The sequence below is a fragment of the Acidovorax carolinensis genome, assembly GCF_002157145.1.
Classification (GTDB): domain Bacteria; phylum Pseudomonadota; class Gammaproteobacteria; order Burkholderiales; family Burkholderiaceae_C; genus Acidovorax; species Acidovorax carolinensis.
On record NZ_CP021361.1, the window covers coordinates 1434995 to 1460018 of the forward strand.

The following is a 25024-nucleotide window of genomic DNA, read 5'->3' on the forward strand; positions in this document are numbered from 1 at the left end:
CCGCCTCTCACTCATCCACTGTGCCTGCTGCCGCCTTCGACATCTCCCGTATCCGTGCCGTCACCCTGGATCTGGACGACACCCTGTGGCCCATCTGGCCCACCATCACTCGGGCCGAGGCGGTCTTGCTGCACTGGCTGACCGAGCAGGCCCCGCCACCGCGGCCTTGTTTTCCGACACCACGGCGCTGCGCGCCATCCGCAACCAGATGGTGAGCCTGCGCCCCGACCTGCAGCACGACCTGAGTGCGTTGCGCCGCGAGTCCATTCGCCTGGCCCTTACCCAAGCCGGGGATGACGCGGCACTGGCCGAGCCCGCGTTTGACGCGTTCTTTGCCGAGCGCCAGCGGGTGGAGCTGTTTGACGACGCCCACGCCACCCTGGCCTTCCTGGCGCAGCGCTACCCTGTGGTGGCAGTGTCCAATGGCAATGCCGATGTGCACCGCGTGGGCATTGGGCACTATTTCAAGGCCAGTATCAGCGCCCAGGAGTTTGGTGTGGCCAAGCCCGACCCGCGCATCTTTCACGCCGCCGCCAGTGCCATGGGGGTCGCGCCCCATGAAGTGCTGCATGTGGGGGATGACGCGACGCTCGATGCGCTGGCGGCCATCACGGCCGGCATGCAGGCAGTGTGGCTGAACACCGCGCAAAAGGCCTGGCCCCACGACACACCGCCCCATGCCACCGTCTCCAGCCTCACCGAGCTGTGCCGTTTGCTGGATGGCCCGGTGGCGCTCCCTTAACCCGCTTTGCCCGATAAACCGATGCGTTTTACCCCGCCCCCATTGCCCGTCGTCCGAACCATCGGGCTGATGCAACCGCTGGTATGGCTGGCCCTGGGCTGGCGCGACATGGCGCGCGCCGGCTGGATCAGTTTTGCCCACGGCCTGGCCATGACGCTGCTGGGTGCCGTCATCATGGCCGTGGCATACAACCGCTTCTGGCTGCTGGCCGGTGCGCTTTCGGGCTTTCTGGTGGTGGCGCCCGTGCTGGCCACCAGCCTGTATGCGCTGAGCCGGGCGCTGGAGCGGCGCGAGCCGGCCAACACCGCCATGGTGCTGAAAACCTGGCTCAACTGGCAAAACAGCCACGTCAACAAGTGGGGCAACGACTATTGGTGCATGGTGCAGTTCGGTGCCTTGCTGGCGCTGGCCGCCACCGGCTGGGTGTTGACCTCGGCGGCCCTGATCACCCTGCTGGCCCCGGTGCCCATCGAGACGCCGCGTGATTTTCTGCAGCATGTGGTGCTGGCCAGCGAGGGCTGGCTGTTTGAGCTGTGGCTGGCGCTGGGCAGCCTGATGGCCGCGCCCATATTCATGTCCAGCGTGGTGGCCATGCCCTTGCTGCTGGACCGCCGCGCCAGCCTGCGCCAGGCCATCCTCACGAGCTGGCTTACGGTGCTGGCCAACCCGGTGCCGATGGCACTGTGGGCCGCGCTGATTCTGGGCTTTACCCTGCTGGGTCTGGGTTCGTTGTTGCTGGGAATGATCGCCGTCATGCCCATGCTGGGCCATGCCAGCTGGCACGCCTACCGCGACCTGGTGGATGCATCCAGTCTGCCGCTGCGCGAATCGTACCGGGGCCCCGCCCAAGGGGGGAAGCTGTGATTTTTGGTTTCACCGAAGCGCAGATTTCGGGCTTCTTCCTCACCTACGGGGTGGGAGCTTTCATTCTGTACATGATTTTCATCATCGGGCAGCTGGCCTGGTCATCGAAGGCCGGGCGGTTTGGCACCTTTGTGCTGTTCCTGGGGCTGGGCGTGGGCTTTCTGGGCTTTCTGGCCAAGGTGGTGATCCAGTGGTGGCTGGAGAAATAGCGGCGCCGCCCGCCGGACCACGGTCTTGGGCCCGGCGCCGATAGCCATGCAGGCTGCGCAGCTCAGTCGGGCTTGACCTTGGCGCGCAGCAGCACCTTCTTCCAGCGCGCCTGTTCGGCTGCGATGAACTGCGCAAACTGTGCGGGCGTGCCGCCAATGGCTTCCGCCGCGTCGCCATTGAGGCGCTTGAGCGATTCCGGTGCCTTGACGGCCTTCATGGTTTCGGCGGCGAGCTTGTCCAGGTGTTCCTGCCGCAGGCTGGCGGGGGCCAGCATGCCATACCACTGCGTCATCTCGAAACCGGGGAAGCCCTGTTCGGCCACGGTGGGCACGTCGGGCAGTTGCGGCAGGCGCTGGGCCGAGCCCGTGGCGATGCAGCGCACCTTGCCAGCCCGGATGAACGGCAACATGGCGGCGGCGCCCACCGCGGCGGCGTCAAGCCGGCCCGAGAGCAGGTCGGTCACCATGGGGCCGGTGCCGCGGTAGGGCACATGCAGCATGAAGATCTCGGCCGTCATCTTGAGGTATTCGAACGCCAGGTGCCCCGCGCTGCCATTGCCCGCCGAGCCGTAGCTGAGCTTGGCCGGGTTCTTTTTGGCGTAGGCAATGAACTCCTTGAGGTTATTGGCCGGCACATCGGGGTGCACCACATACAGGCTGGGCACCTTGGCCAGCAGGCTCACGGGCTTGAAATCCTTGTTGGCGTCGTAGGGCAGCTTGTCGAAGATGAAGGGGTTCACCGCCAGCGTGCCGATGTGGCCCAGGATCAGCGTGTGCTGGTCGTCTGCGCGGGCCACTTCCGACATGGCGATGTTGCCTGCAGCGCCCGGTTTGTTGTCCACAAAAACGCTCTGGCCCAGCGTCTTGGAGAGCTCGGCGGCGGTGGAGCGGGCCACGATTTCCGAACTGCCGCCCGGTGCAAAGGGCACCACAAAACGCACCGATTTGCTCGGCCACGCGGCCTGGGCCCATGAGGCCGCGGGCAGCAGGCCGCCCAGGGCCATGGCGCCGCTGGCGCTCAGCAACCGACGGCGATTGGGTGCAAGGTACTTGGGGTTATCTGAATGCATGGACTGTTTTCCGTTCAATGGCACATACGGTATGCGGGTGGTGCGATGGTGCCCGGTGTGGCTGTCGAAATGCTGTCAGTAATATGGGTAGTTTCCCGGGGTGGGCACGCTACGGCCTCTACCGGTCGCAACGCAGCTCAGGTGGCTGACAGGCAAGCCGCCACGGCCGTACCGCTGAGCACGGCGCCTTCAAGCGTGGCAGGGTAGGGGCCTTGCACATAGTCACCGCAGGCAGTCAGCCCCGGCAGCACCTGCATGCCGGGCCGCTCCAAGCCGGGGGTGCAGGCAAAGGTGGCGCGCTTTTCCACCACGGTCTGCACGGGCTGCAAGGCGGGCAGCGCGAGCTGCGCGGCGGCCTGCTGCAGCACTTGTTGTTCGACGCGAGCGCGATCGCCATGGCTGGCGCTGACCACAAAGGCCAGCAGCCCGTGCTGGCCGTCGAGCTGGCCCCGGTCGAACACAAACTGCGCGGGGTGCTGCGCCGTGTTGCGCAGCGCCAGCATGGGCCGGTGCAGGCTGGCGCCGAGGGCATGCGCGTAGACGGTGGTGATGGCTTCAAAGCGCAGCGCGTTGGCCGCCTTGCTCCAGCGGCTGGCGTGTGTTGTTCCGTCCAGTCCGCACAGTCGGTCCAGCCCGGGCAGGTCTGCCAGGCCCTGCACCAGGCGGCTGGCCTCCCAGGAAGGGCAGGCCAGGGTGATTTGGTCAAACACCTCGCGCGTTGCGGGGTCGTCGGCGCTGTCGCCGGTGCACACCGCCTGCCAGCGTCCGCCCGGCACGGGCTGCAGGCGTTGCACGCGTTGCCCGGTGACAACCTGGCCGCCGGGGCGCTGCAGCCAATGGGCCGCAGCCTGGGGGAATAGCGCCCCCAGATCGACGCGCGGCAGCAGCAGGTTGGAGCCGCCCCGGCCGCTGAACAGGCTGTCCTGCAGCACGCGCAAAAAAACCTGGCCGCTGGCTTCACGCGCCGGTGTGTTCAGGGCCGATACGCACAGTGGGTCGATGAACTCGGCCATCAGGCGCGGAGTGAGCGGCGCGCACAGCTCGGCCACCGAAGTCTGCGGCGCGCAGCGAAAACCGCGCAGCTGCCAGGCGGTAGCCGTGCGCAGCAGCGCCAGCTTGTCCCGCCAGTGCCACCCCTGGGCGCGGGCAATGCCCAGCAAGGCATCCAGCGGCGGCGGCAGGTCGGGCAGTTGCAGCCCCTGGCCATCGGGAAACTGCAGCGTGAGCGGCAGGCGCAGCAGGGCCGAATGCGTATCGACCCCCACCAGCCGCATCAGGCGCAGGCTCTCGGCATAGGCGCCAATCAGGATGTGCTGGCCGTTGTCGAGGCTGACGGGTGTGCCGTCAGGCAATGTGGCTGGCACGGCCCGCGCACGGCCGCCCACGGTGCGCGCCGCCTCGAACACCGTGACCTGGCGGCCTGCCTGCTGGTGCCCAATGGCAGCCGCCATGCCCGCCCAGCCCGCACCGATGACGGCCACTTTCATACCTGAATATCCACGAAATCAACGAAAGAACTGGGCGCGCACCACTGGCGCGGCCCAAGGCCAGGGCCACTGTGGAACCGGCTTTGCCGGGCCACTGGTGGCGTCCCCCTTCCCGCGCGCAGCGCGAGAGAAGGGGGAAGCGGCGCAGCCGCACAGGGGGTTGTACTCACATTCTGCCCAGCGCCTGCACCTTCCACGCCAGCCAGAACTTGCGCAGCGGCGTGAGGCGGATGCGCTGGTGCAGCACCTGAAAGTTCTCGTGCTCCACCTCGCGCAGCAGCGTGCGGTAGATGCTGGCCATCATCAGGCCGGGCTTTTGCGCGCGGCGGTCGGCATCGGGCAGCAGGGCAAAGGCCTCGTCATAAAGGCGGTGCGCACGCTCGGCCTGAAAGCGCATCAGCGCGGTGAAGCGGTCGGAATACTGGCGTTTCAAAATCTCGTGCGCCTTCACGTCAAACTGCTGCAGCTCGCTGACCGGCAGGTAGATGCGGCCCAGCATGGCGTCTTCGCCCACGTCGCGGATGATGTTGGTGAGCTGAAACGCCAGGCCCAGCCGGTGGGCGTATTCGGTGGTGCGCGCATCGGTCTGGCCAAAAATGCGCGCCGCCACTTCACCCACGATGCCCGCCACCAGGTGGCAATAGCCCTTCAGGCCCGCAAAGTCGAGGTAGCGGGTCTGCTCCAGGTCCATGTGGCAGCCGTCAATCACCGCCTGCAGGTGGCGTTGCTCAATGCCGTAGTCAAAGGTGTGCGGCATCAGCGCCTGCATCACCGGGTGCGTGGGCTGGCCGGCAAAAGCCTTGGCCACCTCTGCTTGCCACCAGGCCAGCTTGGTGCGGGCCACGCCGGGGTCGCTCACCTCATCGACCACATCATCCACCTCGCGGCAAAACGCATAAAACGCCGTGATGGCCGCGCGGCGCGGCGCGGGCAGAAAAAGAAAGGCGTAATAAAAGCTGCTGCCCGAGGCCACGGCCTTTTGCTGTACGTACTGCTGCGGTGTCATGGGGCGAGATTGTCCCATGGCGCACAGCGCCGGCTGGGGTGTCGGGGTTTGGGATGTTTTTGGCTTCTAGCGCTTGCTGAGTAAGCGTAACAAGCTACTATTTTTATAGTGTCATCGGAGCGGGCGTCGTGGTGCCAACGCCGCTCCTTCTTCTGTGGCCTCTTTGCGCGCAACCCGGCGTGGTGGTTGTCGCTGTCTTCCGGGTGTGCAGCGTCGTAGCCGTTCGGGTGCCGGTGCCTGCGCTGACCAGGTGGGTGCTTTGTCTCGGTGCGTCATGCTGGGCTGCAGGCCTTGGGGCAGCGTGCCCCCGGGGCACTCCTCAGTGGCGGAATTTTCCTTCGCGGGTCACGATGGCCAGGTCTACCAGCGACAGGCCCGTGTGGTTGCCGTTGCGGTAGCTCACCTTCAGGCCGTCGATCTGGAGGTCGGCGTCCTTAAGCCCCGCGACGAAGCTGTCACGGGTGGGGTTGGGCCCCGCGCGGCGCAGGGCTCCCACCAGCGCGCGGGCGGTCATGTAGCCCTCCAGGCTGCCGTATGAAAAGTCTTCCTTGGGCTTGTAGGCCTTGAAGGCTTCCTGGTAGGCGCGGGTGATCGCGGTCTTGCGCTCCCAGGGGCTGGGCATCACCTGGGCAAAGATCATGTTGTGCGCCAGAGGCCCCAGGTGCCTGGCCAGCTGGGCAGAGCCCGAGTTGACGCCATAGAACTGGGTGGAAAGCTGCTGTTCGCGCGCTTTGCGGATGATCTTTTCATACGTGCCGGTGCTGCCATGGTTGAACACCATCTGCGCGCCACTGCTGGCGATCTGTTTCACCACGGCGTCGATGCCCGCGTCATTGATGTCAGATTTGAACGGCAGGTCGGCCGCCAGCTCCAGTCCGAGGGGCTGGATGATCTTGCGCACGTTGGCCAGGTGCTCCTGCCCCACCGCCGAATCCGAGCGAAGGAAGGCCACGCGAGTCATGCCCAGGTTTTTTGCGTGTTCTAGCAGTGCGCGGAATTCCTCCTTGTGCTCGGCGCGCACGGGAAAGACCAGCGGCTGGTGCGGCGCGCGGAATGTGGGGGAACCTGCCATGGGGCCAAAAAAAGGCACTTTGAGCTCGTTGGTGACCTGCATCACCGCATTGGACGGCCCACCTTCAATGGAGCCGAACACCATGAAGACCTTGTCTTTTGTAATCAGCTCGCGGGCGTTGGCCTCTGCCTGCGCGGGCTTGTTGTCGTCATCCAGCACCTTGACGACGACTTTGCGCTCGAAAACGCCACCCTGGCGGTTGACCTGCGCGAGATAGGCCTGGACACCATCGAGCACGGCGACGCCGTAGTCGTTTTTGCCGCCCTGCAGCGTGATGGTCTGGCCAATCAGGAGTTGTTGGGCCGTGACGCCGTCTGCGGCGTGAGCGCTGGGAAATGCCAGCACAGTGGCCATGACAGCCGAAAGGAATCCGTGACGAATCGATGTATTGATGTTCATAGTGAATTTCTATTGCATCGCGATTTTACGAAGCTCCAGTATCCCCCGCCGGTGTCTGGCATAGACAAGGACGGGCAACGCGAAACAGCCGACAGGTCCCATCCATCCATCCATCACGATGGTCAAAGCGAAGAAATCCATGAACCCTGTGAAGCCACTGTCAGCATGGGTGCCGCCATCGGCCGGGGCTGCATCCGCCGCACCCTGCTGAAAGGGGCAGGACATTGACCAGATAGGCAGCCTGCTTAACTGCCTCAGCACTCGACCACGTTCACTGCCAGGCCGCCGCGCGAGGTTTCCTTGTATTTGGCTTTCATGTCGGCGCCGGTCTGCATCATGGTCTTGATGACCTTGTCGAGCGAAACCACATGCTGGCCGTCGCCGCGCAGGGCCATGCGGGCGGCGTTGATGGCCTTGATGGCGCCCATGGCGTTGCGCTCGATGCAGGGGATTTGCACCAGGCCGCCCACGGGGTCGCAGGTCATGCCCAGGTTGTGCTCCATGCCGATCTCGGCAGCGTTTTCGATCTGCTCGGGCGTCCCGCCCATCACGGCGGCCAGGGCGCCGGCGGCCATGGAGCAGGCCACGCCGACCTCGCCCTGGCAACCCACCTCGGCACCCGAGAGCGAGGCGTTTTCCTTGTAGATGATGCCGATGGCGCCCGCAGTGAGCAAAAAGGTGGCGATGCCGTCGTCGTTGGGCTTGCCAGCGCCCTGCAGAAAGTTGACGTAATAGTGCAGCACGGCCGGGATGACGCCCGCCGCGCCGTTGGTGGGGCCGTCACCACGCGGCCACCGGCGGCGTTTTCTTCGTTGACGGCCATGGCGTACAGGTTCACCCAGTCCAGCATGGCGAGCGGGTCGCGCAGCGCGGCCTCGGGGTGGCTGCTGAGGCTTTTGTGCAGCTCGGCGGCCCGGCGGCGCACCTGCAGGGGCCGGGCAATGTGCCGGTGGCGGCACAGCCGCGCTGCACGGCACCCGCCATGGTCTGCCAGATGGCCATGAGCTGGCGGCGCACTTCAGCGGCGCTGCGCCAGTGCTGCTCGTTGGCGGCCATGAGCTGGGCCATGGACAGGCCTGTGGCGTGGCATTGCGCCAGCAGTTCGGCACCGGTGCGAAATCGGTAGGGCAGGCCCTGGCCGTGGCCTGCGGCGTCAGGTTGCGCGGTGGCGGCGGCGTTGAGCACGCGCTGGCCTGCCGCGTCGATCACAAAGCCGCCGCCGACCGAGTAGTACTCGCGGACCGCGATTTCTTCGCCCTGCGCGTTGAAGGCGTGAAAGCACAGGCCGTTGGGGTGCAGCGGCAGGCTTTTGCGGCGAAACAGCAGGTGGTCTTTTTCGATGAACGGCACGCGGTGCTCGCCCAATAGGGCCAGCGCCCCGCTGCTGCGGATCTGCGCGATGGTGGGCGCGATCTGCTCGGGGTCGATATGGTCGGGCTCGTGCCCGGCCAGGCCCAGCAGCACGGCGCGGTCGGTGCCATGGCCCACGCCGGTGGCAGAAAGCGAGCCAAACAGTTCCACGGTGACGCCGTGCACCGCCGCCAGCCCCACGGTGGCCTGCAGGTGGCAGGCAAACTGGCGCGCGGCAATCATCGGCCCCACGGTGTGCGAGCTGGAAGGGCCGATGCCGATCTTGAAAAGATCGAAAACGCTGACGGGCAGGGTAGGTGTGGACATGGTTGCGAGGCTAACCGGGCTACAGGGCCGCAGCATGCTCGCAATCCCTGCTGGTGGGGTGTGGCCGGGGGTGCAACCCTGGCGGCAGGCAGGTCGATTGCTTCAACTTTTATAGCTGCTATCGCTTGCTGGTTAAGCGCTAGCGACTGTTCTTGCTTGAAACCATGCGGGCTGGGCGCAGGGGTCTGTCAGACCGTCTTGCCGCCCATGAATCTTTCTTACATGACCAGCGCACGGCCCAGCATCACGCCCCAGTCCCACGCATGCAGGCGCGGGCGGGTTTGCAGGCTGGCGCCGTGCAAGACATCGACCTTGTCGAGGATGCGCAGGCCGCCTTGCACGACCAGGCGCAGCTCCCAGCCCGCGCGGCCGGGCAGGCGGTGCACCAGGGGGGCGCCTTGTTCCATGAGGGCGCGGGCCCATTGGGCGCAGTCGGTAATCAGCAGCACGTTTTCGGGCGTGCTGTGCAGCGCCTGCAAGTCTGCCGGACCCGCGCCGTGGCGGGCGCAGTCGGCGTGGGGCAGGTAGTGGCGGCCACGGGGGATGTCCACACTCAGGTCTTGCCAGAAGTTGATGAGTTGCAGGGCGGTGCAGATGGCGTCGCTTTCTTGCAGGGCCTGCTCGCCCGTCACGCCATACAGGTGCAGCAGCAGGCGGCCGACGGGGTTGGCAGAGCGGCGGCAATAGCCCAGCAGCTCGGCGCGGTCGGCGTAGCCTTGGGCATCGCGGGTTTTTTCCACGTCCTGGATGAAGGCGCTGAGCAGGTCGTCGAGCAGCGGCACCGGCAGCGCGTGCTGGTGCAGCGTGGCCTGCAGCGGGCCGAACACGGCGGCCCAGCGCGCTGCGGGCGGCTGGCCGGCGGCCACGCGGGACAGTTCGGCGCGGTAGGCCACCAGGTCAGCGAGGCGCTGCGCGGGCGTTGCGTCGCCCTCGTCGGCAATGTCGTCCGCCGTGCGGGCAAAGGCGTAGATGGCTGCAATGGGCTGGCGCAGGTGCGGCGGGCACAGCAGCGAGGCGACGGGGAAGTTTTCGTAATGCGTGACGGGCGCGGCCACCAGCGGCGCAGGTGGGGGGGTGCCGTTGGGGCTCCGTGGGGCGTGGCGGGGGCGGGTGGCGAGGAGGGCGGGCGTGGGTTCACGGCCGGGATTGTCGCTTGACATTGTTGGGGTGACCCTCTAGATTACTAACCGGCCAGTCAGTAAAAGTTCACGGTTTGGTTGCTTTGTCCCGACAAAAGCGGGCGCGCGCAGTGGGTCGGCGCTTGAGGGAGTCACATTTTGTGCAAGGCAGCCCCCGTTCCTACCCCCGGATTTCTCATGCGCACACCCTTCACCCGGCGGCCTTCGCTGCGGTATCTGTTTCTTGTGGCCTCTGTCGCGTTGCTGGCTGCGTGTTCCCGGCCGGCGCCGCCCGAAGAGCCCGTGCGCTCGGTCAAGCTGCTCACGGTGGGCTTGGGGGCGCTGCAGTCCAGCCTGGAATATTCGGGCGAGGTGCGGGCGCGTGTCGAGTCGCGCCTGGGCTTTCGGGTGGCGGGCAAGATCGTGCAGCGCCAGGCCGAGCTGGGCCAGCGGGTGAAAGCCGGTCAGGTGCTGGCGCAACTTGACCCCCGCGACTACCAGCTGGCCACCGATGCCGCGCGTGCGCAGCTGGCATCGGCCACCACGCAGCGCGACCTGGCGGCGGCTGATTACAAGCGCTATCAGACGCTCAAGGACCAGAACTTCATCAGCGGCGCCGAGCTGGAGCGCCGCGAATCCACCCTCAAGGCCGCGCAGGCCGCGCTCGACCAGGCGCGGGCGCAGCTGTCGTCGCAGGGCAACCAGGCGGCCTACACCACGCTGGTGGCCGATGTGTCGGGCGTGGTGACGGGCATCGAGGCCGAGCCGGGCCAGGTGGTGGCGGCGGGCACGCCCGTGGTGCGCATTGCGCAAGACGGCGCGCGCGACGTGGTGTTTGCCGTGCCCGAAGACAAGGTGGCGCAGATCCGGCCTGGCCAGGAAGTGGTGGCGCGGGTGTGGTCGGGGGGCGCGCAGCTGGCGGGCCAGGTGCGCGAGGTGGCGGCCAGCGCCGATGCGGCCACGCGGACCTACCAGGTCAAGGTGGCGCTCGAAGGCGCCGAGGTGCCGCCCCTGGGCTCCACGGTGTATGTCACGCCCAAGGCATTGAGCCATGCGGGGGCTGTGGCCATCAAGCTTCCGACCAGCGCGCTGCGCCAGGAAGGGCAGACCACGGCGGTGTGGGTGTATGACCCGGCCACCAGCACGGTGAAGTCGCAGGTGGTGCAGATTGCCACCGCCGATGGCAACGATGCCGTGGTGGCTTCGGGCCTGACGCCCGGCATGCAGGTGGTGGCTACCGGCGTGCATGTGCTTTCGCCGGGGCAGAAAGTCATGGTTTATCAGCCAAAAACGGCTGTAGCGCCCGTGCCTAAAGCGCAAACAGCTATCAATTCAGTAGCTCTTCCGGCAGCGCCTGCCGCATCTGCTGCGGCTGCGGCCTCTTCCGCAAAGTAAGGCTGGCCATGACCCAACGACAACCCAAAGAGGGGTTCAACCTCTCCAAGTGGGCACTCGACCACCCCGCGCTCACCCGCTATCTCATGGTGGTGTTGATGCTGCTGGGCTTTGCGGCCTATTTTCAGCTGGGACAGGACGAAGACCCGCCGTTCACCTTTCGGGCCATGGTGGTGCGCACCTACTGGCCCGGTGCCACGGCCCAGCAGGTGGCCGAGCAGGTGACCGACAAGATCGAGCGCACCCTGCAGGAGGTGCCCTACGCCGACAAGATCCGCAGCTATTCCAAGCCCGGCGAGTCGCAGATCATTTTCCAGATCAAGGATTCGTCCAGGGCCAGCGAGGTGCCCAATGTCTGGTACACGGTGCGCAAGAAGGTGGGCGACATGCGCTACACCTTGCCGCAGGGCATTCAGGGCCCGTTCTTCAATGACGACTTTGGCGACGTGTATGGCGTGATCTACGCGCTGGAGTCGGAAGGCTTCAGCTACGCCGAACTAAAAGCATTTGCCGACGACGCGCGCCAGCAACTGCTGCGCGTTCCCGATGTGGCCAAGGTGGAGCTGTTTGGCGCGCAGGACGAAAAGCTGTTCATCGAGATTTCGCAAAAGCGCCTGGCGCAACTGGGCCTGGACATGAACCAGGTGCTGGCCCAACTGGGGCAGCAAAACGCGGTGGAGGGCGCTGGCGCCTTCGAGACCCCGCAAGACCAGGTGCAGGTGCGGGTGGGCGGGCAGTTCAACGCCGTGGAAGACCTGCGCGCCATGCCTATTCGGGGCCCTTCAGGAGCGCAGCTGCGATTGGCGGACATTGCCGAGGTAAAGCGCGGCTATGTGGACCCGGCCGCGGTGAAGGTGCGCCACCAGGGGCGCGAGGTGATTGCGCTGGGCGTCTCGATGGCCAAGGGTGGCGACATCATTGCCCTGGGCAAGGCATTGCATGGCGTGACCGGGCGCATCAACGGCGCGCTGCCGGCGGGCGTGAAGCTGGTGAATGTGCAGGACCAGCCCAAGTCGGTGGCCAGCTCGGTGAACGAGTTCGTCATGGTGCTGATCGAGGCGGTGGTGATTGTGCTGGCGGTGAGTTTCATCAGCCTGGGGCTGCACAAGCGCCCCGGCAATCAACCGCTCTGGAAGCGCTGGTACATCGACCCGCGCCCGGGGCTGGTGGTGGGCATCACCATCCCCATGGTGCTGGCCGTGACGTTTTTGGCCATGTGGTACTGGAATATCGGCCTGCACAAGATCTCGCTGGGCTCGCTCATCATTGCGCTGGGCCTGCTGGTGGATGACGCCATCATTGCGGTCGAGATGATGGTGCTCAAGCTCGAAGAAGGCTACGACAAGGTGCGCGCCGCCACCTTTGCCTATGAGCTCACGGCCATGCCCATGCTGACCGGAACGCTCATCACCGCCGCCGGCTTTTTGCCCATCGGCATTGCCAAGTCGGTGACCGGCGAATACACCTTTGCCATCTTTGCCGTGACGGTGATTGCGCTGGTGCTGAGCTGGATCGTGTCGGTGTATTTCGTGCCATACCTGGGCACGCTGCTGCTGAAGGTGCCGCCGCATGTGCTGGCGGCGCAGGCCAGCCAGGGCATCACCGACGACCCGCACGAGGTATTTGACAGCCCGTTCTACACCGCCTTTCGCCGGCTGGTGAACTGGTGCGTGGAGCACCGCTGGCTGACCATCGGAGCCACGGTGCTGACCTTTGCGCTGGGCATCGTGGGCATGGGCAAGGTGCAGCAGCAGTTCTTTCCCGATTCGAGCCGCCCCGAGATCATGGTGGACATCTGGTTCCCCGAGGGCACTTCGTTCGCGGGCAATGAAGAGGTCACCAAGCGGGTGGAGCAGCGCCTCCTTGCCGAGCCCGGCGTGAGCACCGTCAGCACCTGGGTGGGCTCAGGGGTTCCGCGGTTTTACCTGCCACTCGACCAGGTGTTTCCACAGACCAATGTGTCGCAGTTCATCGTGGTGCCGCAAGACCTGAAGATCCGCGAGTCGCTGCGCAAGAAGCTGCCGGCACTGCTGGCGCAGGAGTTTCCGGAGGTGCGGGGCCGTATCAAGCTGCTGCCCAGTGGGCCGCCCGTGCCTTATCCGGTGCAGTTCCGCGTGGTGGGGCCCGATCCGCTGGTGCTGCGCGAGCGCGCCGACGAGGTGAAGGCGCAGATGCGCCAGAACCCCGACATGCGCGGTGTGAACGACAACTGGAACGAATCGGTGAAAGTGCTGCGCCTGGAGGTGGACCAGGCCAAGGCGCGCGCGCTGGGCGTGACGAGCCAGTCGATTGCGCAGGCGTCCAAGACCATTTTGTCGGGCACGCAGGTGGGGCAGTTCCGCGAGGGCGACAAGCTGATCGACATCGTGCTGCGCCAGCCGCTCGATGAACGCAATGCCATCACCGACATCGCCAATGCCTATCTGCCCACGGCCTCGGGCAAGGCGATTCCGCTCACGCAGATCGCCAAGCCCGTGTTCACCTGGGAGCCGGGCGTGATGTGGCGTGAGAACCGCGACTACGCCATCACGGTGCAGGGCGACGTGACCGAGGGGCTGCAAGGCGCCACGGTGACTGCGGCGCTGCTTCCGGCACTCAAGGAGATCGAGGCCCAATGGCGTACTGCGGGGCAGGGGGGTATCGCATTGAAGTGGCGGGGGCCGTGGAAGAAAGCTCCAAGGGCTCGGCGTCGATCGCGGCGGGCATTCCGATCATGCTGTTCATCACCTTCACGCTGCTCATGCTGCAACTGCACAGCTTCAGCCGCGCGATGCTGGTGTTCCTGACCGGGCCGCTGGGCCTGGCGGGCGTGGCGGCGGCCCTGCTGCTGCTCAACCGGCCGTTTGGCTTTGTGGCCTTGCTCGGCGTGATTGCGCTCATGGGGATGATCCAGCGCAACTCGGTGATCCTGATCGACCAGATCGAGCAGGACCGCGCGCGGGGCGTGCCGGCATGGGATGCGATTGTCGAGTCGGCAGTGCGCCGCCTGCGCCCCATTGTGCTCACGGCTGCGGCGGCGGTGCTGGCCATGATTCCGCTGTCGCGCAGCGTGTTCTGGGGCCCGATGGCCGTGGCCATCATGGGCGGGCTGGTGGTGGCCACGGTGCTGACGCTGCTGGCGCTGCCGGCCATGTATGCCGCCTGGTTCCGTGTGCGGCGGCCCGTGCCCGAGGTGGCATGACCGCCCGGATTCAAACCGTCTCCCACATCAGGGTAAAATCGAAGGTTGACTGATTTCACACGGGCGGCTGGCCTTGGCTTGCCGCCTGTTTGTTTGTAGAACCGCGCGGGTGGCGAAATTGGTAGACGCACCAGGTTTAGGTCCTGACGCCAGCAATGGTGTGGGGGTTCGAGTCCCCCCCCGCGCACCACCCATGTGAGACTTTGCGGAACACGGCGCCGCTGCGCTGCAGCCAGCACGATCCACATTCATACGAGGAAGAGCGATGTCCGTTACTGTTGAAACCCTTGAAAAGCTCGAGCGCAAGATCACGCTGAGCGTGCCCCTGACCACCATCCAGACGGAAGTGGATTCGCGGCTGAAGCGCCTGGCCCGCACCGTGAAGATGGACGGTTTCCGTCCAGGCAAGGTGCCCATGAACGTTGTCACCCAGCGCTACGGCTACTCGGTGCAATACGAAGTGCTCAACGACAAGGTGGGTGAGGCTTTTGCCGTGGCGGCCAACGAAGCCAAGCTGCGCGTGGCCGGCCAGCCCCGCATCACCGAAAAGGAAGGCGCACCCGAAGGCCAGGTCACCTTTGATGCCATCTTCGAAGTGTTCCCTGAAGTCAAGATCGGCGATCTGGCGGGTGCCGAAGTGGAAAAAATCTCGGCCGAAGTGACCGATGCCGCCATCGACAAGACCATCGACATCCTGCGCAAGCAGCGTCGCAGCTTCGCCCAGCGCGCGCTGGACGCGGCGGCACAGGACGGTGACCGCGTGACGGTGGACTTCGAAGGCAAGATCGACGGCGAGCCCTTTGAGGGCGGCAAGGCCGAAGACTTCCAGTTCCTGGTCGGCGAAGGCCAGATGCTCAAGGAATTCGAAGACGCAGTGCGCGGCATGAAGCTGGGCGAAAGCAAGACTTTCCCCCTGGCATTCCCCGCCGACTACCATGGCAAGGACGTTGCCGGCAAGACGGCCGACTTCCTGGTCACCATCAAGAAGATCGAAGCCGCCCATCTGCCCGAAGTGAACGATGCCCTGGCCAAGTCGCTGGGTATTGCCGACGGCTCGGTGGAAGGCCTGCGCGCCGACATCAAGAAGAACCTGGAGCGCGAAGTCAAGTTCCGCCTGCTGGCCCGCAACAAGGCCGCCGTCATGGATGCCCTGGTCGCCAAGGCCGAACTCGACCTGCCCAACGCCAGCGTGCAGGCTGAAATTGCCCGCCTGCTCGAAGGCGCGCGCGCCGAACTCAAGCAGCGCGGCATCAAGGATGCTGACAAGGCAGAGATCCCCGAAGACGTGTTCCGTCCCCAGGCAGAGCGCCGCGTGCGTCTGGGTCTGGTGGTTGCCGAACTGGTGCGCGCCAATGAGCTGCACGCCAAGCCCGAGCAGCTCAAGGCCCACATCGACGAGCTGGCAGCCAGCTACGAGAAGCCCGAAGACGTGGTGCGCTGGTACTTTGGCGACCGCCAGCGTCTGGCCGAAGTCGAAGCGGTTGTCATCGAAAACAACGTGACTGATTTCGTGTTGGGTAAGGCCAAGGTGATCGACAAGGCCGTGTCGTTTGACGAACTGATGGGTCAAGGCTGACGCCGGCGGCGAGCGCGTCCCATGCGGATGATCTCGCGGTAGTCGTCCGTCAGGGGCTTGTGCTTTCGTGCACAAGCCCCAATTCATTTCTGGGTACAGTATCTGCTTGACTGGAGAAATAATGAGCGCATTGGAAACACAAGGCCTGGGCATGGTCCCCATGGTCATCGAGCAGTCGGGCCGTGGTGAGCGGTCCTATGACATCTATTCGCGCCTGCTCAAGGAGCGCGTCATTTTCCTGGTGGGCGAGGTCAATGACCAGACGGCTAACCTGGTGGTGGCACAGCTGCTGTTCCTGGAAAGCGAAAATCCTGACAAGGACATTTCGTTTTACATCAACTCCCCGGGCGGAAGCGTGACGGCGGGCATGTCGATCTACGACACCATGCAGTTCATCAAGCCGGATGTCTCCACGCTGTGCGTGGGTTTTGCGGCCAGCATGGGCGCATTCCTGCTGGCTGCAGGCGCCAAGGGCAAGCGGTTTTCGCTGCCCAATTCCAAGGTCATGATTCACCAGGTGCTCGGCGGCGCGCGCGGTCAGGCCACCGATATCGAAATCCATGCACGCGACATCCTGCGCACCAAGGACCAGATGAACCGCATCCTGGCCGAGCGTACGGGGCAGCCGCTGGAAAAGGTCAAGGCAGACACCGAGCGCGACTACTTTCTGACGGCCGACGAAGCCAAGGATTACGGCATCATCGATCAGGTGATTCACAAGCGTTCCTGAGACGGCCCCCTGCGGCCGCGCGGCGTTTTCCCACAGGGAAGACGCCGTTTTTTATTTGGGTATCATCCCGACAACTTTCCCAAACAAGGCATTGCCCCCATGGCCGAGAAAAAAGGCTCTTCCAGCGAAAAAACCCTTTACTGCTCTTTTTGCGGCAAGAGCCAGCATGAAGTGAAGAAGCTGATCGCCGGTCCGTCGGTCTTTATCTGCGACGAGTGCATTGACCTGTGCAACGAGATCATTCGCGATGAGCTTCCGGCTGGTGACCTGGCGCGCGAAGGGCGCAGCGACCTGCCCACGCCAGTGGACATCAAGACGAACCTGGACAACTACGTCATTGGCCAGGAGCAGGCCAAGCGTACGCTGGCTGTGGCCGTTTACAACCATTACAAGCGCCTGCGACACAAAGACAAAGCCCAAAAGGATGACGTGGAACTGGCCAAGAGCAATATCCTGCTGATCGGCCCCACGGGCTCGGGCAAGACGCTGCTGGCGCAGACCCTGGCGCGCATGCTGGATGTGCCCTTCGTGATGGCCGATGCCACCACGTTGACCGAGGCGGGCTATGTGGGTGAGGATGTCGAGAACATCGTCCAGAAGCTGCTGCAGAGCTGCAATTACGACGTGGAGCGCGCCCAGCGTGGCATCGTCTACATCGACGAAATCGACAAGATCTCGCGCAAGTCGGACAACCCCAGCATCACCCGCGACGTATCGGGGGAGGGGGTGCAGCAGGCGCTGCTCAAGCTCATTGAAGGCACCATGGCCAGCGTTCCACCGCAAGGTGGGCGCAAGCATCCGAACCAGGATTTCCTGCAGATTGACACCACCAACATCCTGTTCATTTGCGGTGGCGCCTTTGCGGGGCTGGAAAAGGTCATCGAAAACCGCACGGAGGCGTCGGGCATCGGATTCGGCGCATCGGTCAAGAGCAAGAAGCAGCGCTCGCTGTCCGAGGTTTTTACCGAGATCGAACCGGAAGATCTGATCAAGTTTGGCCTGATTCCGGAGCTGGTGGGGCGCATGCCCGTGGTGACGGCACTGGCCGAGCTGAGCGAAGACGCGCTGGTGCAGATTCTGACCGAGCCCAAGAACGCGCTGGTCAAGCAGTACAGCAAGCTGCTGGCCATGGAAGGTGTCGATCTGGAGATCCGCCCCGCCGCCCTGAAGGCCATTGCCCGCAAGGCACTGGCCCGCAAGACGGGAGCCCGTGGCCTTCGCTCCATTCTGGAGCAATCGCTGATCGGAACCATGTTCGACCTGCCCAATACCAGCAATGTCGAAAAGGTGGTGGTTGACGAGTCCACCATCGAAGAAAACAAGCCGCCACTGCTCGTTTACCGCGAGGCGGCCAAGAAGGCTTGAAATGCCCGGAGCGGGCGCCTTGTCGCTGCCCTCTGAACCTATCAACCCTTGCCGCAACGCGGCTGCGTACAAGGGTTGAAAATCCCCGCATGTGGACCCACTTCCACAGAGTACTTTGAGGATTTCCATGTCCGGACATACCCCCCTGCCAGCCACCCCCATCGATCTGCCACTGTTGCCCCTGCGCGATGTGGTGGTGTTTCCCCATATGGTCATCCCGCTTTTCGTGGGACGACCCAAGAGCATCAAGGCGCTGGAGTTGGCGATGGAGTCCGACCGCCGCATCATGCTTGTGGCCCAGAAGGCTGCCGCCAAGGACGAACCCTCGGTTGAAGACATGTTCGATGTAGGCTGCGTCTCCACCATCCTGCAGATGCTCAAGTTGCCCGATGGCACCGTCAAGGTGCTTGTGGAAGGGCAGCAGCGTGCGCTGGTGACGTCCATAGCGGATACCGAAACGCACTTCACTGCCACCGTGACGCCCGTCGAGCCCGACCAGGAAAAGCATAAATCCAGTGAAATCGAGGCGCTTCGCCGTGCCGTGATGCAGCAGTTTGACCAGTACGTCAAGCTCAACAAGAAGATCCCGCCCGAGATTCTTACCTCCATCTCCAGCATTGATGATCCGGGACGTCTGGTGGACACCATTGCCGCGCATCTGCCGCTGAAGCTGGAAAACAAGCAGGTGGTTCTGGATCTCTCCGATGTCAAGGCACGTCTGGAAAATCTGTTCGAGCAGCTTGATCGCGAAGTCGACATCCTGAATGTCGACAAGAAGATTCGTGGCCGTGTGAAGCGCCAGATGGAAAAAAACCAGCGCGACTTCTACCTCAACGAACAGGTCAAGGCGATCCAGAAGGAACTCGGCGAGGGGGAGGAGGGCGCCGACATTGAAGAGATCGAAAAGAAGATCAAGCTGGCCAAGATGCCGGCAGAGGCCCGAAAGAAGGCGGAAGCCGAGTTCAAGAAGCTCAAGCTGATGTCGCCCATGTCGGCCGAAGCCACGGTGGTGCGCAGCTACATCGATGTGCTTACCGGCTTGCCGTGGAGCAAGAAGAGCAAGATCAAGCACGACCTTGGCAATGCCGAAACGGTGCTGAACGAAGACCATTTCGGTCTCGACAAGGTCAAGGATCGCATCCTTGAATACCTTGCAGTGCAGCAGCGCGTGGACAAGGTCAAGGCTCCCATTCTTTGCCTGGTAGGGCCACCCGGCGTTGGCAAGACCTCCCTGGGGCAGTCGATTGCCAAAGCGACCGGACGAAAGTATGTGCGCATGGCGCTTGGTGGCATGCGCGATGAAGCGGAAATTCGGGGGCATCGCCGTACCTACATCGGTGCCATGCCAGGTAAGGTGTTGCAGAGCCTTGGCAAGGTGGGTGTTCGCAACCCGCTGTTCCTGTTGGATGAAATCGACAAGCTGGGCACCGACTTCCGGGGCGATCCGTCGAGCGCGTTGCTTGAGGTGCTGGATCCGGAGCAGAACCACACTTTTGGTGACCACTATGTGGAGGTCGATTTCGATCTGAGTGATGTCATGTTCGTGGCCACGTCCAACTCCATGAACATTCCGCCCGCCTTGCTCGATCGCATGGAGGTGATTCGTCTGTCGGGCTACACCGAAGACGAGAAAACCAGCATTGCCATGAAATACCTGCTGCCCAAGCAGCTTAAGAACAATGGCGTGAAGAATGAGGAGCTCCTCATCACCGAGGGAGCTGTGCGCGACATGGTGCGCTACTACACCCGCGAGGCGGGGGTGCGATCCCTGGAGCGCGAACTCTCCAAGATCTGCCGCAAGGTGGTGAAGGGGCTGCAGCTCAAGAAGCTGCAACCGCAGGTCGTAGTGAATGAAGACAATCTGCCCGACTTTCTGGGTGTGCGCAAGTACACCTATGGCCGCGCCGAGCAACAGAACCAGGTCGGCCAGGTGGTCGGTCTTGCATGGACCGAGGTCGGTGGTGATTTGCTCACCATCGAGGCGGCTACCATGCCTGGCAAGGGTGTCATTACCCGTACCGGCTCGCTGGGCGATGTGATGAAAGAGTCCGTCGAGGCTGCCCGCACCGTGGTGCGCAGTCGGGCACGCATGCTGGGCATCAAGGATGAAGCCTTTGAAAAGCGCGATATCCATATTCACGTGCCCGATGGCGCCACTCCCAAGGACGGCCCCAGCGCGGGTGCGGCGATGACCACTGCGTTTGTGTCTGCTCTCACGGGCATTCCGGTGCGCGGCGATGTGGCCATGACAGGGGAAATTACCCTGCGTGGTGAGGTCACTGCGATTGGCGGTCTCAAGGAAAAACTGCTTGCGGCATTGCGCGGCGGTATCAAGACGGTGCTGATTCCTGAAGAGAACATGAAGGACCTGCAGGAGATTCCGGACAACGTGAAAAGCGGGCTTGAGATCGTGCCGGTCAAGTGGATCGACAAGGTGCTTGAAGTTGCACTGGAGCGCAAGCCGGTTCCCTTGACGGATGAAGAGGTTGCGGTGGTGGTTGCGTCTGCCGCCGAAAAATCAGCCGTGGGTGCACCCAGCGCGGATCCGTTGAAACATTGATGCAAAAAGTGCTGGCGCACCCTCAAAATTGCGCTACAATTGATCCCATCGCAGCCAACGTTGTACAATGTGAGGCTTCGGTAAAATGCGGGAATAGCTCAGTTGGTAGAGCGCAACCTTGCCAAGGTTGAGGTCGAGAGTTCGAGACTCTTTTCCCGCTCCAATTTCCAAAAAGGGAAGCATCAGCTTCCCTTTTTTGTCAGAGGAAAGTGATTTTTCTGGCGCGGTAGCAAAGCGGTTATGCCCCGGATTGCAAATCCGGTTAGTCCGGTTCGACTCCGGACCGCGCCTCCAAAACACCATCGGTTGAATCCGGTGCAACAAGGTCCTTCGGGGCCTTTTTTGTTGGGTTGACTCAATGGCCGGTGAGCGAAGTTTTTTCAAAATTTCTTCAAAATTGCCAGTTAGACAAAAAATAACGCTATAATTTGAGACTTGCTGATGCACGCTGAAGGCGACGACAGAGTGCAATAGTAAATGCGGGAATAGCTCAGTTGGTAGAGCGCAACCTTGCCAAGGTTGAGGTCGAGAGTTCGAGACTCTTTTCCCGCTCCAGATATGCAAGGGAAGCTTCGGCTTCCCTTTTTTCTTGGTGATGGCCTTTGGCTGGCTGTTGTGCTGGCATTGCCTTCATCGGATAAGACAGGGGCATTGCGCGTCCGCGCGGCCCGGGTTACGCTGTGACGCAGGTGTGCGTTGCGCAGCCGGCGCCCCGATGGTGAAATTGGTAGACACTGCGGACTTAAAACCTCCTTTGTCAAGTCTTTTCCATCACGAGAGAATAGGCCGAAAAGCTAGCAATGGCGCGGGTTTCAAGCCTCCAGGCATTGCTTCCGAGTTGGTCCCTTGGACGGCTAGGAGCCAGCCAGGGGCCAAGCGAGCGGTACAGTTAGAGCAAGCTCGGCAGTAGCCGTGCGAAAATGGCCTCGGTAACGAGGCAAGCCAGCCCGAGTGGTGAAATTGGTAGACACAAGGGACTTGAAAAATTTGAGCCCTCCGGAGGAAACTCCGAAGGTGAAGCCCGTCAAATTCGGTGAACGCCCTGGATGCGCAAACGTCCGAGCCAACGCCGAGCCAAGCCCTGAATCTAAAGGTTCGTGGGAAGGTGTAGAGAGCAGACGGCGGGCACCTACGGCCGCAAGGCTATGGTGAAGGCGTGCTCCAGACCACGAACAGCGTTCACGCTGGCGGCGAAAGTCGAAGTGGTAAGAAAATCCCTCGACCTCACGGTCATGCCGGTTCGATTCCGGCCCCGGGCACCAACTCAAAAACCGTTCCTGCGAAAGCGGGAACGGGTTTTTAGCTGGATGGTTGACCTGTATTCGATCCTCTTTGATTCACTCCAGAAGGCTTGCGTCCGATTAACTCGATTGCATTGGCTTTCCTGAACCCCCGATCCCCAGCCATGAATGCTTCGAGCATGTGCGGGATCAACGTCGCCACATCGACCGCTTTGCCATAGGTTTGCGCGTGCATCGAGGCGTAGCGGTCGAGGTCTGCTTTCAAGCTGGCCGGGCATGTGAAGGTCACCTTCGTGGACTCCAGTTTCGGGAGCGGCCCAAGCCGCAATTTTCTGCTCGTGTTCATCGGGCACCTCCGCGCTGAAGAAAGAGTGGTTGGTAGGGCCGAAGGGCGACATCCTTATTGACGATGATGCGCACCGGCAACCCCGGTCGCGCCGTCAGCGTCGGCTGGATGTTCATGTTGCGTCGGGTCATCTCCTGGCCCACCTGGTTCACGCTGTCCTGCAAGCCGTCGCGCCCGGCGATGATGATGCGGTTGCCGTCCTGCCGGTTCTCCGGCGCGGCCAGCTCGGCCCCCACGCCCAGCAGCGTGGTCAGCGCCGCGCCGGCCAGGATGCGGCCCCAGTGCCGGTCAACCTCGTCCTCCACGCCGGCATAGCCCGCCGGATCAGTGCCGACAAGGTTGTCCAGCGTCAGCGAGGACGTATCCGGCAGGATGATTCGGTTCCACACCATCTGCACACGACTCTGGCCGTAGCTGACCTGGCTGTTATATCGGCCCAGGATGCGCGATCCCTGCGGGATCAGCAGGAACTTGCCGGTGGCCGTGTCGTAGACCGGCTCCGTCACCGTGGCGATCACGTCGCCCGGCAGATCGGACTTGATGCCCGTTACCAACGCCGCAGCGATCACCGTCCCTGCCATGACCTGGTACGGTGAGGCCGGCATCTGGAGATTCCCTGAATTGCGCGTTTCCGTAGAACCGGCTTTCAGGAACGCCTCCTTCTGATCTTGCCGGTTCTGCGTGGCAGTCGGGTCGGCCGGCTGTGCCGCCGTCGAGGCCGGGCCAGCGGCCAGCGGGTCAAAGGCCGCCAAGGCGTTGCCCATGCCGGGCGCACCGGGCGTTGCCTGCACGGCCGCGCCAGCGGTCTGCCCTGGCTTGCCCGAGCGGAAGAACACCGACGAAGCCGCCGCCGCATCGGCTTCCTTGCGCAAGGCATCTTCGGGATCATGGCCCGGCGGCGCATAGGTGGGCGTCACCGGCTGCTGCGACTTCACGATAGCAGGGCCAAGATCGCCCGGCAACGGCGGCCCCAGCTCGGGCACCTTTGGCGGCAGCTTCGAGTAGTCGGCCGGCAACCCATCCAGCCCTTCGGACTTCGAGACCCGATCCACGTTGTACAGCTCGGTCTGCTCGCCCGCGCCGCGCCGGTGCGGCTGCAGTGACCAGATCGTGGCCCCGAGCACGGCGACCGAAAGGCCGCCGGTGAGGATGGCCAGCGTGCGCCGGTTCAGGCGCGTGACCGGGCGCGGCTGGGCGCGCAGCGCCACAGGATCGGGCGCCACCTTGCCCGCTTGCGGGGCAAGATCAGGAGAGTCGTCCTGGTTCATGGTCAATTCCTCCGCGCGCCATCCGTGCGCTCGATCCGCACCACGTCGCCTCCACCACTTCCTTTTCCGCCGCCCAAGCGCAGTTCTGCCGCGCCAAACAGGCGATCCACGATGTAGTACGGTGTGCGAAAGCGGTAGTTCACCAATTGCCCATCGCCCTGCGCGCCGATGACGAACAACGGCGGCAGCTCGCCCTGGGCGATGCCTTGCGGAAACTGGATATAGACCTTTTCACCGTCGTCAAAGGCGCGTAGCGGCTTCCACGGCGGATTACTGCCGCTGACTGCGTAGCGGAAGCGGATCTTGTCCAGCGACAGGCCGGTATCGACCGGCGTGGCGGCGCTGGCCGCCTGTGCCTGGCGCTGCAAGGCCAGCATCTTGTCCTTCGGATACTCCCAGGACACCGAAGCCATCCACGTTTTGTCGGTCGATGTCAACTCCAGCAGATAGGTGCGCCGGCTGGTGGTGATGACCAGATTGGTCTTCAACCCTGAGCGGATCGGTTTGACCATCACATTGACGCGCAGCGCATCGCCGCTGCCGCTCGACGTGTCTCCGACGATCCAGCGCACCGTATCGCCGGCGGCCACCGTCACCAGCTCCTCGCCCGGCTGGAGCGCGATCACGGTCACGCGGCCCACAGCCGCATAGACCTGGTACAGCGCGCCATCGGTGAAGGGCCAGACCTGGATCGCATTGACGTAGCCCTCACGCGTGGGCGCGATGCGGGCTTCGGCGTTCGCACGCGATACCCGGACTTTCTCGTCAGTGGGCTCCGGCGCTGGCTTGGCGCCCTCGCCCTCGGGCAGCGGCTTCAACTGCGCTGGAAGCGCCAGCGGCTCGGGAACCGTGACCACATCCACCGGATTGGGCGGCTCCGGCAGCGGCTGTGCCTGCACCGGCTCATCGAGCGAAATGGTCGGCGGTGGCTTGCCCTGCGTGGCGCAGCCCGAGAACAACAAGGCCGAAGCCAACAAAATCACCGGCAAAGCGGATTTACGGAAAACATCATTCATGGTTTGGCTCCTTCGTTCGCTTCCAGTTCTCGGCTCCACGACAGGCCGTTGACGTAGATGCCCAAGGGGTTCTTGCGCAGGCGCTGCTCGGTGCGCGGGGCTTGCAGCACGGTGGAAATCACCGCGTTCCAGCGCTCGGTGCGATCCAGTGCACCGTTGACAAAGCGCTGCTCCGTCCAGCGCACGTTGAACGACGTGTCGCTGGCGCGGGTCACGCTGCTGATCTGCACCGTCACCGACTCCTTGCCGATGCGCGCGAACGGGTCATTGGTGCGGGCGTACTCGTTGAGCACAGCCGCCCCCTTGTCGGTGGTGTAGTCGTAGGCATCCAGCCAGTTCTGGCGCACGACGATGGGGTCGATGGACAGCGAGCGCACCAGGCCGATGAAGCGGCCCAGGTGGTACGCGATCTGCGCATCGTTGGGTCGGTACGGCGTGGCGGCTTCGCCGACGGTCCGCACTTGGCCCGCGTTGTCCACCTCGATGACGTAAGGCGTCACGATGGACTGCGCCGAGCGCCAGACCAGGCCGCCCGTCATCAGCAACGCGAGCGCAAGACAGCCAAAAGCCATCAGCCGCCAGTTCTTGGCCTGCACGCGGGCTGAGCCAATGCGCTCATCCCAGACCTGGGCCGCGAATTGGTAGGGAGTGGCAGGCTGCGGCGTATCGGCGTAGCGCACCTGAGGTCGTTTGAATCGCATG

General features: G+C 63.7%; 16 protein-coding genes, 4 tRNA genes and 3 pseudogenes. 13 read left to right on the forward strand and 10 right to left on the reverse strand.

The genetic code is table 11. The annotated features are described in order from the left end of the window. Window positions 1-20 precede the first annotated feature (20 nt). The 3 genes and pseudogenes from CBP34_RS06715 (at window position 21) to CBP34_RS06725 (ending at window position 1815) form a co-directional block, all read left to right on the forward strand. A pseudogene (locus CBP34_RS06715) lies at window positions 21-742 on the forward strand (HAD family hydrolase). Window positions 743-763: 21 nt separating this feature from the next. After that, entirely contained in the window at window positions 764-1606 is an 843-nt protein-coding gene (locus CBP34_RS06720; RefSeq protein ID WP_094097649.1) for a DUF2189 domain-containing protein, read from the forward strand. Next, window positions 1603-1815, forward strand: coding sequence for a DUF2788 domain-containing protein (locus tag CBP34_RS06725; RefSeq protein ID WP_086911953.1), 213 nt, complete (start codon window positions 1603-1605; stop codon window positions 1813-1815). The genes CBP34_RS06720 and CBP34_RS06725 overlap by 4 nt, the downstream gene beginning before the upstream one ends. Before the next feature lie 62 nt (window positions 1816-1877). Here CBP34_RS06725 and CBP34_RS06730 read toward each other — a convergent pair whose 3' ends face one another. The 6 genes and pseudogenes from CBP34_RS06730 to hpnC all read right to left on the reverse strand — a co-directional run bounded on the left by CBP34_RS06730 (window position 1878) and on the right by hpnC (window position 9686). Next, window positions 1878-2885: a Bug family tripartite tricarboxylate transporter substrate binding protein gene (locus CBP34_RS06730; protein WP_094097650.1), complete on the reverse strand. Its 1008-nt coding sequence runs from the start codon at window positions 2883-2885 to the stop codon at window positions 1878-1880. A 137-nt stretch (window positions 2886-3022) separates the two neighbouring features. Beyond that, on the reverse strand, window positions 3023-4372 hold the full coding sequence (gene hpnE / locus CBP34_RS06735; RefSeq protein ID WP_094097651.1) for a hydroxysqualene dehydroxylase HpnE: 1350 nt from the start codon (window positions 4370-4372) through the stop codon (window positions 3023-3025). A 166-nt stretch (window positions 4373-4538) separates the two neighbouring features. Continuing rightward, on the reverse strand, window positions 4539-5378 hold the full coding sequence (gene hpnD, locus CBP34_RS06740) for a presqualene diphosphate synthase HpnD (RefSeq protein WP_094097652.1): 840 nt from the start codon (window positions 5376-5378) through the stop codon (window positions 4539-4541). Between the two features lie 319 nt (window positions 5379-5697). Continuing rightward, on the reverse strand, window positions 5698-6849 hold the full coding sequence (locus CBP34_RS06745; protein WP_094097653.1) for an ABC transporter substrate-binding protein: 1152 nt from the start codon (window positions 6847-6849) through the stop codon (window positions 5698-5700). A 254-nt stretch (window positions 6850-7103) separates the two neighbouring features. Continuing rightward, window positions 7104-8511 (reverse strand): annotated as a pseudogene (locus tag CBP34_RS06755) (L-serine ammonia-lyase). Between the two features lie 233 nt (window positions 8512-8744). Next, complete coding sequence (gene hpnC / locus CBP34_RS06760; protein ID WP_094097655.1) at window positions 8745-9686, reverse strand: squalene synthase HpnC; 942 nt, start codon at window positions 9684-9686, stop codon at window positions 8745-8747. Window positions 9687-9842: 156 nt separating this feature from the next. On the opposite strand from hpnC, the gene CBP34_RS06765 reads away from it, so the two are divergent. The 10 genes and pseudogenes from CBP34_RS06765 (at window position 9843) to CBP34_RS06810 (ending at window position 21006) form a co-directional block, all read left to right on the forward strand. Then, window positions 9843-11039 carry an efflux RND transporter periplasmic adaptor subunit gene (locus CBP34_RS06765; RefSeq protein ID WP_094097656.1) on the forward strand — a complete coding sequence of 399 codons (1197 nt, stop codon included), beginning with the start codon at window positions 9843-9845 and terminating at the stop codon, window positions 11037-11039. 8 nt (window positions 11040-11047) lie between these two features. Beyond that, window positions 11048-14220, forward strand: a pseudogene (locus CBP34_RS06770) (efflux RND transporter permease subunit). A gap of 103 nt (window positions 14221-14323) precedes the next feature. Next, window positions 14324-14410 (forward strand) — tRNA-Leu (locus CBP34_RS06775). A gap of 75 nt (window positions 14411-14485) precedes the next feature. Continuing rightward, entirely contained in the window at window positions 14486-15796 is a 1311-nt protein-coding gene (tig, locus tag CBP34_RS06780) for a trigger factor (protein WP_094097657.1), read from the forward strand. Between the two features lie 121 nt (window positions 15797-15917). Beyond that, window positions 15918-16526: an ATP-dependent Clp endopeptidase proteolytic subunit ClpP gene (gene clpP, locus CBP34_RS06785; protein ID WP_086911962.1), complete on the forward strand. Its 609-nt coding sequence runs from the start codon at window positions 15918-15920 to the stop codon at window positions 16524-16526. A gap of 99 nt (window positions 16527-16625) precedes the next feature. Further along, window positions 16626-17891 (forward strand): ATP-dependent Clp protease ATP-binding subunit ClpX, encoded by a 1266-nt coding sequence (gene clpX / locus CBP34_RS06790; RefSeq protein WP_086927048.1) that lies wholly within the window; start codon window positions 16626-16628, stop codon window positions 17889-17891. A gap of 127 nt (window positions 17892-18018) precedes the next feature. Continuing rightward, complete coding sequence (gene lon / locus CBP34_RS06795) at window positions 18019-20451, forward strand: endopeptidase La (RefSeq protein WP_086911964.1); 2433 nt, start codon at window positions 18019-18021, stop codon at window positions 20449-20451. An 87-nt stretch (window positions 20452-20538) separates the two neighbouring features. Then, window positions 20539-20614 (forward strand) — tRNA-Gly (locus CBP34_RS06800). A gap of 57 nt (window positions 20615-20671) precedes the next feature. Next, a tRNA-Cys gene (locus CBP34_RS06805) sits at window positions 20672-20745 on the forward strand. Between the two features lie 185 nt (window positions 20746-20930). Further along, window positions 20931-21006, forward strand: a tRNA-Gly gene (locus CBP34_RS06810). A 744-nt stretch (window positions 21007-21750) separates the two neighbouring features. Here CBP34_RS06810 and CBP34_RS06815 read toward each other — a convergent pair. From CBP34_RS06815 to trbF, 4 genes are read right to left on the reverse strand one after another with little or no spacing between them, the layout of a single operon-like run. Next, on the reverse strand, window positions 21751-22038 hold the full coding sequence (locus CBP34_RS06815) for a DUF2274 domain-containing protein (protein ID WP_026435929.1): 288 nt from the start codon (window positions 22036-22038) through the stop codon (window positions 21751-21753). Beyond that, window positions 22035-23306, reverse strand: coding sequence for a TraB/TrbI/VirB10 family type IV secretion system protein (locus CBP34_RS06820; RefSeq protein ID WP_026435928.1), 1272 nt, complete (start codon window positions 23304-23306; stop codon window positions 22035-22037). The genes CBP34_RS06815 and CBP34_RS06820 overlap by 4 nt, the downstream gene beginning before the upstream one ends. Window positions 23307-23308: 2 nt before the next feature. Next, a complete protein-coding gene (gene trbG, locus CBP34_RS06825) occupies window positions 23309-24322 on the reverse strand; it encodes a P-type conjugative transfer protein TrbG (protein ID WP_026435927.1) in 1014 nt (337 codons plus the stop codon). Further along, complete coding sequence (trbF, locus tag CBP34_RS06830) at window positions 24319-25023, reverse strand: conjugal transfer protein TrbF (RefSeq protein ID WP_086911965.1); 705 nt, start codon at window positions 25021-25023, stop codon at window positions 24319-24321. The genes trbG and trbF overlap by 4 nt, the downstream gene beginning before the upstream one ends. Window position 25024 lies beyond the last annotated feature (1 nt).